Here is a 13,536-nt window from a genome sequence, read left to right on the forward strand (position 1 = left end):
GGACTCCAAACTGTCTAAAACCTGCCTGTTGACGACAACACCAGCCAAAGCAATCGCCTGCGTTCTCCAAGGCAACGCGGCCCGTACGCCGTCTATCTCGCAAATACCCAGTCCGACAGGCTGCTAGGTGTCTCGCCCGGATATCCAGTCTGTTTCCGCGTGAAGAATCAGCCTACGACGCCCCGGACGTCACATGGGTGACCGCCGCGGAGAAACGCGTTGATGCATCAGGTCATCCTTTATCGAGACAAGGGCAATACGGAACCGGTGACGCTCAGATACACCGAGCAGACTCTCAGGAGCTCGCAGGCGCGCTTGATCAACCGGATGACGCTGACCCCACAGATCGATCTCGAAGCCTACCAGTGTCGCGCTGTGGTCGATTGGATCGACATTGATTTCGAGCTGTCTCGGCGCACACAGTATTGGCACTTGAACGATCGCGTCGAAAAACTGACGGGCCGGAAGGAGTATCCCGAGGCTTTGGATCTCGGCGAAGGCAAGACAGCAACGCGATATAGGCTTCGCGTCCAAGAGCCAGATTTCCAGTACGTCCGGAAGGTGCTCGACGAGCTTGAGAGCGTGTATGGCTTCGTTGCGCCAGCCACCATCAGTGGGATCGAAATCAGTATCGACTTCTACCCAAAAACGCCGAGCGAGGAAGCACGAGCACAGATGCACGGGGTCCTGGTCCGGCACTTCTTCCCAACCACCCGCGTATTGAGGAGCAACCGGATGTGGCCGCGGTTCATGCCGGGTTCTGTCGACAAGACCGACTACACAGTCGGCCGTAACGATAGTGATGACAGCCTGGACATTGTCGACCGCATGACGCCAGGAATAGACCGTCCCGCGCTCTACGGCTCCACCTACTACGTCGGCGAGCGAGACCATCCACGAGCCTTCTGGCGCATCCAGAACAAGGTGCTCGACAAGCAGAACAAGGCTGCAGGCACACGGGATGAGCTATCTGATGACAAGAAGCGAATTCGGATTGAGGTAACGCTTGGGCACGAGGGCTGCCGGGAAATCGGATTGGAAAATTACAGCGATCTTGAAACACTGATGATCACGCGCCTGCAGAAAGGCTTCTTCCAGTTTATGAAGCCGACTTTCGCAATTATCCGGCCGGGAAGTGCTCGACCAGGATCAGCGACGGTGAAGCTAAAGGTCGAGGAATACCGAAGGGAAAGATTCCTGAACGCGGGCGTGCTGGGACTGCAGATCCGCGAAGACGCAAGGGAAGAGCTGCGAGCGCTGGAAATGCGAAAAATCAGAAGATGGCATAGGACCAGCGGAAGCAAGGTGCCGCCCAAGATGAGATCGGGCGCGGGCGCATACGGAACGATGATCGCGTACGAAGAGCTGACCAGGATGGTGGAGCGGGCGCTGGCTGGGCTCCAGAGGACGGTGAGGAAAGAGATGGGTGTTTAGGTGATCTACTAAGGTCGAATAAGCTGTCGTATAGCAAGTTATTAGGCCTGATCCCAATCCGTTCATCAATAACCATGACAGATAGGCTCAGTAGCGGACCACCAGCGTTTAGCCGCTCAAAATTTTTCGGGAAAAACTTGCTTCCTTTTCGAACAAACCAGGAGAACAATGAAAATTGACTCTCGCCGTCGCGGTTCATTATTCCTCGCTGAAGAAGTCCTCGTCTAGCCGCTTGAACTCAACGGTCCGGTAGCCTCGCACTCCGACATCATGCTCAATCATCAGATCAGTTAGCTCTTGGCCGTCGATTAGAATGACACGTTGTGCGAGGTGCTTGACGTAATCGCGGGCAGGTTGGCTGAAGGTCGAGGTGGTGACGAAGACGCCTTTGGTAGCGCCAAGACCGACGAGGCTACCGACAAAGCCGTTGGCGTCAGGACGGCCTACCGGATTGCCGGGAGCATAACGCTTCGCCTGCACATAGATGCGGTCTAGGCCAAGGCGATCCTCGTTTACAATCCCGTCCACCCCACCATCGCCGGTGCGTCCGAGTTGGGCAGCGGCATTTTTATGGCTGCCGCCGTAGCCCATGGACACCAGCAGATCGACGATAAGCTGCTCAAAAAAAGTTGGGCTGTTTGAGAGGATGCGTTCGAGAAGCTCGTCACGCAGGGCCGCCGCTAGCGCGGTGTGGGCAGCGTCGATTTGCTCTTCCGGGGTAGTATTGAGAGGAGTTGTTACCGCAGTGACGCCTTCTTCTTCGATAGCGCTACCCTCGTTCCTGTAGAACTCGCGGAATTCCGGCTCGCGCATTAGAAGGGCAACATCGATCCGCTCAGGCGCGGTAGCCAGGAGTGCTTTGCCCTTGTCAGTCGCGATAAAACGGCCTCGTACAGGCGACGAGATCAGGCCGGCCTTACTCATGTAAAACTTGGCCCAGTGAATTCGGTTGTGCAGGACACGCTGGCGCCCGCTCGGGAGAAGCTCGTCTCGCTGCTCCGATGTCAACGCCAAGTCATCGGCTATGCGCTCTGCAACGTCGGCGACCCGTGTTTCTCCGTCAGCGGCAGCGCGCAAGACCGGTAGCATGAGTGTCTGGTAGTCGGGAATCATGGATCTCGCGCCCTGTGCAAAGGATTGGTGGTGATTTTCAGGCACCGGTGTTAGGCGCTCCTCACCACGTCCATAAGCCGAGAATAATCTGTGACGACATCATACTTCACCTGATCGGTAGTCACCTTGCTGCCAACCTCCTCGAAGAACCGGCGGGCGCACTCGATCTTTGTGGTCTCGAATTCTCGCATCTTCAGGGACGACAGCGTGCCCTTGGTCTCTGCGACGAAATAAATATGCCTCACGGAGCCTTCCTTGAACGAGATCGCCCAGTCCGGATTGTAGTCGCCGACGGGCGTCGGGATCGCGAACCCCCTGGGAAGTTTGGCATAGACGACGATCTCGTTGCTCGTATCCAACTGCTCGACGAAACGGCGCTCGGTGTCGGAATCGAGGAGCGCGTAGTCGTACACGTGCTTCTTCAGCTTCTCGCTCGCCCTGGAGAAGTCCTGAACGGTCTGGCTCGCGGTAAAGATATCCGTCTCGTATCGCTCCGATACCGCATCGTAGGTGAGGCGCTCGATCACCATCGAGGCCTTCTGCTCGATGATCAAACGCGAAGCTTCACTGATAAAGTGCTCCGGGTTCTGTTTGAATTGGTTGAAGACGCTCGACTGGATCTTCGACAGGATCTCCGCGATGGTCTGCCGCGTGAGCTGCGTGCCCTCGGCGAGCTTTGCCAGCAGATCGTACTTCACCAGCGATGTAACGCTATCGGCCTGATAGGTTGCCTGCTCCTTCTCGCGGAAGCTCTTGCCGTCTCCGATCGTGTCGTAGGTCAGGCCGTCCTGCTGGATCCCGCTCGTGACGGTATATTGCAGTGGGGTCACGCGAAGATGGCTGTCGAGCGCGCTGACACTTTTGCGGATCAGCTCGCCGGGATCGAACTCGACCCGATACACAGCCTTCTGGTTGATCCTGTTCCAGAGCTCCTGGAACTCCTTGCGGTGGAAGTTGTCGTTCAGGGGATTGATCTTGGAGCGACGATCATCTTGCAGCTTCGGCAACTGCCGTTCATTGAAGACGCCATCGACGAGGTCCAGGATCTGGTCCGTGTAGGACTTCAGATCATCGGGCAGCTCGGCGATCGTCCCGCTTTGACGGGCGGTCTGGTATTTTTCGGTGATGTTCTTCTGCCGGTCGACGTACCCGTTCTGCACGAGGAAGAACTCGATACCTGCCGCCATGTCCGGTGACACCTCGACGGTTCCATCCTCGGTGTGCAGCACCTTCCCCTTGAAATACTCTTCATTCGCCTGGCGCGGACGCGCCGTGAGCGCCTCGACCATCTCCTTCTGCAAAGCGTCAACGAAGACCTTGTAGCTCTCGCTGGCGACGACTGTCAGCACGTTGATGTCATGCACCGTGGCGGGATGATCCATCCGATCGCCATTTTGATCGACGCTCAAGCGCAGTCCGCGGCCGACTTCCTGCCGACGGGAGATCGTGTTGTCGCTGTGCTTCATCATGCACATGACGAAGACATTCGGGTTGTCCCATCCTTCACGCAGTGCCGAGTGTGAGAAGATAAACCTGACCATGCGTTTGGCTCCATCATCGGGAGAATCCCTCGAGGTAGGAAATGCCAACAAGCTTTCTTTGTCCTTCAGGATCAAGTCGTAGGCGTCGACGTCGTCAGAATCGACGGCGCGGGCACCAACATCAGGGTCCTTCAGGCGATTGGTCTTTTTGTCGATCGAGAAATAGCCATTGTGGGTCTTCGCAGCGTCGATGCCGGCCAGATATTTCCGGTAGGCTTCGTTGTCGATCGCCAGCTCCGACAGATATTCCTCCTTCAGGAGCGTATACTCTTCCTCGAAGACGCGGGCATACTCGCCCTTCTCGTCGGCCTGGGCGTAGTCGCGATACTTCACCACCTCGTCGATGAAGAAGAGCGATAGCACCTTGATGCCGCGGGAGAAGAGCTGCCTCTCCTTGTCGAAATGCGCCTTGATGGTCTCTCTGATCTGGATGCGGCGAATATCGCGCTCCGAGACGTCGCCGTTGGCTTCGCCAGCCTTGAGCACGACGCCATTCGTGAATTCGACCGTTTCGCTGACCGCATCGATCTGGCTAATCGTGAAGCCGCTATATTGGTCTAGATCACCCGACTCGACGAACAGATCATCCCGGAACTCCAGGCGCCGAAGCTGCCGCTTGATCTCGCCGGACGCCAGCTTCACCTCCAACTCGACGCGGGCAACAGGTGCCTTCTTCGAGATGTCGATCCCTTCGAGATAGAGGTAAGCATTTGTGCCTGCCAGCCCGCGGGTATGGATTCCGCGGACGGCGATTTTCTTCACCAGCTTCTGGTTATAGGCGTCGAGCGCGTCGAGCCGGTGGATGCGGCTGTGCTGCGTCCTGTGGGTAGCTGAGTAGCGCAGGATCATCAGTGGCTTGAACTTCGGCAGAGCCTCTGTCGTTGCCGCGCCTTCCATCTTCTGCGGCTCGTCGAGGATAATGATGGGCCGGTTCGAGGCGATGACGTCGATCGGCTTTCGCGACTGGAAGTCGTCCAGCTCGTCATAGATGCGACGATTGTCGGCGCCCCGCGCGTTGAACGCCTGGATGTTGATAATCATCACGTTGATGCCGGCATCGGACGAGAAGCTCTCCAACTCATGCAGGCGCTTGGAATTGTAGATGAAGAACCGAGCCTTTTTGCCATAGCTCTCGGTGAAATGGTCGGCCGTGATCTGTAGCGACTTGGCAACGCCTTCGCGGATGGCGATGGACGGCACCATGACGATGAATTTCGACCAGCCATAGCGCTTGTTCATTTCGAAGATGGTCTTGATGTAACAGTAGGTCTTGCCTGTCCCAGTCTCCATCTCGACGTCCAGGTGGACGCGGGTCGCGGCAAGGGCGTCCTTCTTATAAGCTGCAGGGGCAGGCACGCGCTCACCACGGTTATTGGAGGTGGTGAATTCGGTCAGGGACTGCGATAGAGGCAGGTTCTGACGCCGCTGGACCTTTTGAATGTTCTCCAGGATCTGCGGCTCACTGAGCGCGAAGTCGGCGTTCTTGAACCCCTCCTCGAAGGCGCTGGACTGCGCCTTTCGACCGGGATCGATCCGGTAGGTGAGGCCATCGTTCCTGGGCTGGCCCGCGAAGCAGTCGACGACGGCATCGACGGCATTGGTCTGGTACGGCTGGACCTTGAATTTCAGCTTCATGGGACGTCGGCTTTCTTAAATTTCTTTCTTAGCTCTCTTAGGGCTTTCGTAGAATGTTCACTGTTTAGTCCATGAGGCGCCACTCGGGAGTAGCCTTGGATCCGGCGTTGTAAATCCGCCCCTTTATCCTCAAGCTACTCAAAAGATTACCTATTTTGTTTCTTTTTTGCGAATCGTCGAGCACTTCACTGAGCTTATTCCGGAGAAGGTCATCGATTTCCTTTCTTGAGGCCTGGCCAAACTCTCTTAGAAATCCGACGATCATTTCCTCGTAGTGATGGTCATCGAACGCCCGCGTCTTAATGTAACGAGCCTTTTGAGAGGTCGCATTCGCCACGCTGGCAGATATGAAGATGTTCGGCTTTCGGCCTTCAATCAGATGATTTCGGCGCAGGTGGCGGACGGCTTCATCGGTAATGGGTAGCTGCTTCTGCACCCGGTCCAGAGCAAGGACATCTGCCAACGGCAGTCCGGTCTGCTGCATAAGAAGCTGACTATAAGCGGGATCGACAACTCTGCCATGGATTGTCAGTCGGACAACATGGGGCTCGCTGAGGTCGTAATCTGGCAGTGGAAAGAAGCGCTGGCGCTGCCGGCGATAGATATCCTGAATGCCATACCCCATGTGGTCGATCATGTTCAGCTCGGTCATCGCCTGGGTCAGGAAGGGATTTCGATAGCGCCGGGGCACGCGGTCGTGCAGGACATAGTCCTCGGGTTGGCCTTCGAAGAAACCACCCTCATTATCCAGGATCAGCCGATCCGGTCGCTCAGTCACGACAACACGCGCTAAGCGAGCATAGTCCTGATGGGCGATGCAGTTGTGCAGCGCTTCAAGAACGACTTTCTGATCGTACTTCGCCACCTCGTGGGCCAGCAGTTCGTTTTCCGGAAGCAGTCGGAGCTGAATGTTGCGGATGCGGGCAAAGACCTGTGACGACGTCAGCAGGAAGGGCGGCCCGAAATGCTCATAGGCCCGCTCTTCCCCTTCGAGCTTCCAAGTGATCTCAACAGGATGCGGATTGAGCCTCCAGGCGGATTCAGGCTTGCCTAGCAACAAAAGGGTTGCACGGGTTATCGCACCATCCTGCGTCAGCTTTGCCCTCTTAAGGAACGCTGCATCGCTCCAGCCGACGACTTCTTCCGAACTGAAGCGGTTTGCATGCTTGGCAACAAAACGTTCACGAGCCACCTTCAACGCCTGCGGATCGAGATCAGCAAGGGTAGCGCCTTCGACAAGCTGAGCCGTCCAATCGGTCGCAAGCGTCTGTGAGCGTATCTCGTCCAGCTTGTCCTGCCCCAACGCCACCAGGCTCTCGTTTGCTCGGCCATAGTAGTGGCCGTTCCAGTTGATCGGCATGCCGCGGGGCGCTGCCGGGATTTCGAAAAGAACAACCCGGCCATCCTTATGGTTCAGCACATAAATATCGCGGACCGTGAAGCTGCCAGTGCCATTGATGATCTGCATCTTATCGGCCTGCAGATGAGCGGGGGTCTCCTTATAGCTCGTGCCGACCACAGATCGCGTCTTGTCATCGACGCCGAAGACCAGCCAGGCGCGATCCCGTCCTCGCAGATTGGCCTCGTTTGCCAATGCAGAGACATACTTGCCGAGGTCACTGCTTTGGAAGCCATCCCTTCCACGCTTGAACTCCACCACTTCGCTCTCCCAATTGGAAATGAGCTGGTCGAGCAGGGCAGAGAGGTCGGTCTGATCCATCGTCGCGGCCTCAGATCGCTTTGATGTCGGTGGTCGGGGAAAGCTGGCGGAAAATCTGCTCGACATTAATCTTCACGGCGTCCGAGACGAAACCGCTGTCGCGGAAGACGACGCGCAGCGCCTCGCGCTTTGCCAGGTCCTTGACCAGATCCTCGGTCACCCCCTCGTCGAAGCACGCGACGAGGGCGTTGTCATCTACGAAAAACACGGTCTTGCCCTGTACGGTCTCGCGGCGGATCGGCAGCGTCAGATCCACGCCCCAATCGACCAGCACCTGGAACAGCAGGTCCTCGGCCGTGCGGCCTTCCTTCACGTTGTCGACCATATCGAGAAGGTCAGCCTGCTTCAGTTCATCGGGGCGGTAGTAGACTTCCTTCATGTTCGAGGTGTCTACTTTGAGCACACGGAAGCCGACGTCGCGGTTCCAGTCGGTGTGGCATTCGCCTTCGAGGATCTTCTTGCCGGCGCGGCGAATGCGCTCCCTCGAGATATCTGGAATGCTTCCGAACCCATTTCTCCCCGCGACCGAGTCACAGTCAATGTCCTCGCTAATCTGCGCCATAATGAACCTGCGCGACCCGCCATCTTCGGAGTTTTGGGCCATGACGGCATGTGCAGTGCTTGCAGAGCCGGCAAAAAAATCCAGAATAATATCATCGCGACCAGTTAGATATCTGACAATCCTTTTTAGATCTTTCCAATTCTTTGGATTGTCGAATACGCGATCGCCCATTAACTCGACAAAATCCACTGTTGCAGTTTGCGCATAACTATAAAACACCGAGGGCATTACTTGACCCTCGCTTTCAAAAAGATAGCGACACTGGCGCGGCAGGGTCTTTTCGTCCGGTCCGAACACCACTCTGCCAGCGTCAAACTCTTCCCAAAATCTTTCGGGCTTGGAGTAGCACCAGCCGCCAGCAGGAACCTTACTCGGCTTGCCGGTGACAGGGTGCAATACCTCATACTTTGGCCCGCCCCCACCCGGCCAAGAGAGGTCGCCATCATCTCTGTAAGGGCCTTTGGGTCCAACCTTCGCAAAGCGGCCAATCTTTTTCCGAGGGTCAGACGCTGGAATGTTGCGATAGAAAGCCCTCCAGTCACTCTGGATGCCATCCCAATTTTCACCGTGGCGCTTCTTCAGTGAGTTGAATAGTTGAAGGGCTTCATCAATACCGTCTCGCGGCTCCCTAAGCTTTACTTGCCGTTCAGATAGCAGCGAGCGACTTTTTGCATAGACGAACATGTACTCATGCCCAACTGAGAAAAATCTAGCATCGTTCTTTCGGTTTTTGTCCCAGCAAAGCACCGCTAATTCGTTGCTTTCACCAAATATATCGTCCAATATTTTCTTTAGATTTGCCGCTTCGACATCATCTATGCTGACAACAATGAACCCATCATCACAGAGTAAGTTGCGCGCCAGCCTCAGGCGCGAGTAGATCATAGTGAGCCAATCGGAATGAAATCGGCCACTTGTCTCCGGGTTTGAAATCATCCTGTTTTTGCTGGCATCAATCTGCATTGTGCGCGAAAAATAATCGCTGGCCGCTTCACAAAAATCATCATCGTAGATGAAATCGCTCCCTGTGTTATATGGAGGATCGATGTAGATAAGTTTGATTGAGCCAAGGTAGTTCTCTTGGAGTAGTTTGAGGACCTCAAGATTATCGCCCTCAATGAAGAGGTTCCGCGTTTCGTCGTAGTCCAAGCTTTCAGCAGGTGCCGGACGTAGTGTTTTTGCGATTGGCGCGTTAGCGAGCAGTAGCGCCTCCCGCTTCCCTGGCCAGTCAAGCCGATACCGCTCCTGCGATCCCTCCACGATGCTATCGCTCAATTCCTGCCGAAGCTGATCGAAATCCACGGCCAGACGCAACTGCTGGGTCACCTCGTCGCGCGCCTCGGTCACGCAGCCGGGAAACAGGTCGCGGATCTTGGCGATTTTCTCCTGGCTCAGGTCAGAACTGTGCATCTTCAGCTTGTCCATTCTCGTCCTCTTATTCCTTCACCAGAGCCTGCACCGGGCTTTTGCCGGCCAGCCGCTCCAGTTCCTGTTTCGCAGCGCGCAGCTCGGCATTGATCGCCACACGCTTATTGAATTGCTTCTCGCGGCCCAACCGTGCCTTGATCCGTTCGACCTCGCGGGTCATGGCCCTGATCGCCTCGGCCTGGGCGATCCTTTCCTCCAGTGACAGAGGCTGTATCACCGGCCCTGCTGCGAACGAAGCCTGCGGGGCTTCCGCAAAGCCGGTTGTGGCGCCGGGCGCCAGCCGGACGGTCTGCTCCTCGACCAGGGGACCGAGAAGCTGTTCGTAAAGCGCGCCCATCGTTAGCGCCACGGGTAGCGCCGTCCGTGGCGCGTCCTCGTTCAGCCACTCGCTCTCGAAATAGTCGCCCAGCACCCATTTCGTACTGTCAGCCTCGCTTGGCCGTTTATAGGCCGCGGCGAGCTTGACCTTGCCGCCATGCGCCAGCTCGAACAGCAATGGAAACGGGATAGCACGATCGATGGCGCGCAGCGCGTCAATGCTGAGGGTTTTTTCCCGTTGCGTGATCCGAAACACCTGGATTTCGGTCACCGCCTTCGTCGCGGGCAGATTGATCGTCTCCGGCGCCAGCTTGTGCGACCAGACGATCTGATCGACCTCCCGCACGAACAGGTCCTTGAGCGCGGTGTTAGCGCCCGCATGCTCATAGATCTTGTTCTTGGGGATGACCCGCCCGAAAGCACTGGCGCGGGGCCAATCGTAAAGGGTCACGACGCACCCCCGTCCACGCGCAGGCCTCCTTCGACGCGCAGGAAGGCGATCAGCTCGAAATCATCCAGACCCTTGATCGTATGCGTCAGCGCGGTCGTGCGGCCACCGCTGAACAGGCTGTCTATGTCCTTCTCTTCCTTCACCTCGATCATCGAACGTATCGCCTGGCTCAGCAGATCCGAATAGCGTCCCATCTGGCGGCCGTCCTCGGTCCGCTCGTTGAAGAGACGGCAGACGCCCGGAACAGGCTCGGCCCGCCCCTTGCAACTGCTGCGGATCAGGTCGAGCAGCCGCTTGACCTCGGTATGGTCGGCCACGATTTCGCCGTCGTCGTCGATATAGACCAGGTAGAAGGGATGGAGCCGGTTCTGCTGGTTGATGTTCACGCTGTCGTGGATGTTCTTCAGCGCGAAGATCACGCCGGGCCGCAACCCCACCTCGTCGGCCGCTGGCACGACGGCGTGCATGCCAAACGGCGCGGCCTCCAGATCCCCATGTTCCTTGACGTAGTTGAGCAGGTCCATGCGAAAATCGTTGAGGCCAAGGTCGGTGATCGAAATCCCGGCCTTCACGTCTTCCAGCTCGATCACCTCTTCCTGCATCCGCTTGAGCTGTTCCTTGCGGTAGGCGATGTCGCTGGATTTGGCGGTGAGCACATTGTCGTCGCCGGTCGCAGTGACGTCGGCGATCACCATGCGATTTTCGACACGCTCCTTGAGATTGATATATTCGTCCAGCGTGATGTCCGGCCAATAGTTGACGAGCTGGATTTGATCATTCGGAGAACCGATACGATCGATACGACCGAAGCGTTGGATGATCCGGACCGGGTTCCAATGAATGTCATAATTGACCAGGAAATCGCAGTCCTGCAGGTTCTGACCTTCCGAAATGCAATCCGTGCCGATCAGGATATCCAGTTCGGCTGTCTCATGAGGCAGAACGACCGACTTTTCCTTCGAGCGGGGTGAGAAGAGCGTCAGCACGCTCTGGAAGTCGTAAGCCTTTTTGAGGGTGGTTTTCGGGGCACTCGAGCCTGTGACCTGGCCCACATGCAGGCCAAGTCCATGGGCAAGCGGCGCCAGGTTTTCATAGAGGTAGTTCGCGGTGTCGGCGAAGGCCGTGAACACGATGACTTTGCGATTGTCCGGATTGAGTGGTTCCGCGACCTTCTGCTGGAGGAGCGAAATCAGGTGCTGAAGCTTGGCGTCGTCCTTCGGCGCCACCTTGTCCATCGACACGATTAACGCGTCGATCAGGGCGCGGTCCGCCGCGAGATCGTGTTTCCAGGACGGCAAGTCCATGTCACCGAGGCTGATCTGCACCTTCTTGCCGACGGTAAACTCATCGAGCCCGGAGAGGTCATCATCTTCAGGGTCGAAATCGCCCATATCCTCTAGGTGGTCGCTGATGCTTCCACCGCGACCGGTCCTCTCATACTCGGCAATGGCATCGAGCGCCCGCGTAATGTTGCCGCCCAGAGCGCGCAAGGTCAGGCGGAAGGCCGCAACCGAGCTTTCGAGGCGCTTGAGGAGGTTGGTGGTCATCAGCGCCTGGAGGCTGCGCTCGCGGTCGGCCTGCCGAAGTTTTCCGCGGCCACCTTCGACCTGGGTGTCGTAGATCTCCTCGTACTTCCTGAGCCGGCTCGGCAGGATGTAGCTGATCGGCGCATAGACCGCGAGCTTCAGCACCGACAACTGGCCGAAGATCTCGTTCAGGCCCATCACGTCAGGGCGCTGCGTGATCGGGCAATGGAACGACAGAGGCTTGCGGCGCTGGGGGAATTTTCCGATGTCCTTCGTGTCGTAGAAGGTCTCGATGTGCTTTCGCGACCGGGCGATGGTCACGGCGTCCAGCAGTTCGAAGAAGTCGAAATCCAGCGTCTTGAGGATTGTGGCAGCCGTTCGCTCGTCTGGCGGCAGCGCCGACCATTCGTTAAATGCCTTCTGGGCGCGCCGGAATATCTCCTCAATGCTGGTCTGCGATTTCAGGCTCTTGCTGAGCGTATCCGACTGCCCTTCGTAGGCCAGCGCGAGCTGATTACGCAGATCGTTGAAGCGGTTGTTTACCGGCGTCGCCGAGAGCATCAGCACCTTGGTCTTCACGCCCGCGCGGATGACCTTGTTCATCAGCTTCTGATAGCGGGTCTCGCGGTCTTTGAAGACGTCGTTGTTCCGGAAATTGTGGGATTCATCGATCACCACGAGATCGTAATTGCCCCAGTTCACCCGGTTCAGCGGAATGCCGAACGACTCACCCGACGTGCGCGACAGATCGGTGTGGCAGAGCACGTCATAATTGAAGCGATCCTTGGCGAAGATGTTGGTGGTGAGATTGGTGTTGTAGTTCCGCCAGTTGTCGGCCAGCTTCTTCGGACAAAGCACCAGCACCGACTTGTTGCGAAGCTCGTAATATTTGACGACGGCAAGGGCCGTGAATGTCTTTCCAAGACCAACCGAGTCCGCCAGGATGCAGCCGTTGTAGGTCTCGAGCTTGTTGATGATCCCGGTCGCCGCGTCCCGCTGGTAGTTGAACAGCTTGTTCCAGACGATGCTCTCCTGATAGCCGGTCAGGTCGTTCGGTAGCACGTCCTCGTTGATGTCCTCCAGGAATTCGCGAAAGATGCTGTAGAGCATCAGGAAGTAGACGCGTTCCGGTGCGTTTTCTTGATAGACTGACTCGATGTGCACGCAAATCGCGTCCGTGACGTCTTTCAGCTTTTCGGCATCGTTCCAGATCTGGTTGAAGAGCTGGAGATAGATCCCGGCATGCACTGGCTCATCCATCCGCGTGACAAAGTTCGAAACAGCGTTGCCCTTCTGGTAGCCGAGGTCGACAGCCGTAAACCCGCTTATCGGCATATAGGCAACTGCCGCAGCACCGGTGTCCACATGAGCAAATGGCTGCATCGCGGCCTGTGTCGCATTGGATTTGAACCGCGCCTTTCTGCGGATCCATTCCGCACATTCCCTCGCCACGGCACGCTGGGTCAGCTTGTTGCGAAGCTTGATCTCGAACTCGGTGCCATAAAGGCTACTCTCCCGGCCAGCTTTCGGGATGAAGAACTCGCGTTTCTCCTTCCGTAGCCGATCCGTCGCATCCGTCGGCACAAAAGTTGGCGACGTGAAAATGAATTGCAGGCTTTCAACCTTGGAGAGCTCTGACTTCAGCGCTTCGAATGCGTAGATCGAGAAGCACGATGCAGCGATCTTTACTCGCGAGCCGCGAGCGAGCGTTTCCTTCAAGTCATCACCAAGCAGTAGCGAGGTGTTATCCAGAATCTTCATATCGACCCGCATTCCGCTGTGAAGGCTCAAATACAATCAGATATCAA

Annotated in this window: 7 protein-coding genes; 1 reads left to right on the forward strand and 6 read right to left on the reverse strand. The window is 56.8% G+C overall.

Annotated features, from left to right (window positions below; genetic code table 11):
* The first annotated feature begins 222 nt into the window (after positions 1-222).
* A complete protein-coding gene (locus AC244_RS18890) occupies positions 223-1,434 on the forward strand; it encodes a hypothetical protein (protein ID WP_053250377.1) in 1,212 nt (403 codons plus the stop codon).
* 198 nt (positions 1,435-1,632) lie between these two features.
* Here the strand turns inward: AC244_RS18890 and AC244_RS18895 are convergent, their stop codons facing one another.
* From AC244_RS18895 to AC244_RS18920, 6 genes are all read right to left on the reverse strand, one after another.
* Positions 1,633-2,547, reverse strand: a complete 915-nt coding sequence (locus AC244_RS18895; RefSeq protein ID WP_053250378.1) for a restriction endonuclease — start codon at positions 2,545-2,547, stop codon at positions 1,633-1,635.
* A 50-nt stretch (positions 2,548-2,597) separates the two neighbouring features.
* Positions 2,598-5,723, reverse strand: a complete 3,126-nt coding sequence (locus AC244_RS18900; protein ID WP_053250379.1) for a type III restriction-modification system endonuclease — start codon at positions 5,721-5,723, stop codon at positions 2,598-2,600.
* 64 nt (positions 5,724-5,787) lie between these two features.
* Complete coding sequence (locus AC244_RS18905) at positions 5,788-7,443, reverse strand: RNA-binding domain-containing protein (protein WP_053250380.1); 1,656 nt, start codon at positions 7,441-7,443, stop codon at positions 5,788-5,790.
* A 10-nt stretch (positions 7,444-7,453) separates the two neighbouring features.
* Entirely contained in the window at positions 7,454-9,430 is a 1,977-nt protein-coding gene (locus tag AC244_RS18910) for a site-specific DNA-methyltransferase (RefSeq protein ID WP_053250381.1), read from the reverse strand.
* Positions 9,431-9,440: 10 nt separating this feature from the next.
* Positions 9,441-10,202 carry a DUF4391 domain-containing protein gene (locus AC244_RS18915; RefSeq protein ID WP_053250382.1) on the reverse strand — a complete coding sequence of 254 codons (762 nt, stop codon included), beginning with the start codon at positions 10,200-10,202 and terminating at the stop codon, positions 9,441-9,443.
* Positions 10,199-13,489 (reverse strand): helicase-related protein, encoded by a 3,291-nt coding sequence (locus AC244_RS18920; protein ID WP_053250501.1) that lies wholly within the window; start codon positions 13,487-13,489, stop codon positions 10,199-10,201. The genes AC244_RS18915 and AC244_RS18920 overlap by 4 nt, the downstream gene beginning before the upstream one ends.
* Between the last annotated feature and the right edge of the window lie 47 nt (positions 13,490-13,536).

It is taken from the genome of Ensifer adhaerens (genome assembly GCF_001270265.1).
Lineage (GTDB): Bacteria > Pseudomonadota > Alphaproteobacteria > Rhizobiales > Rhizobiaceae > Ensifer > Ensifer adhaerens_B.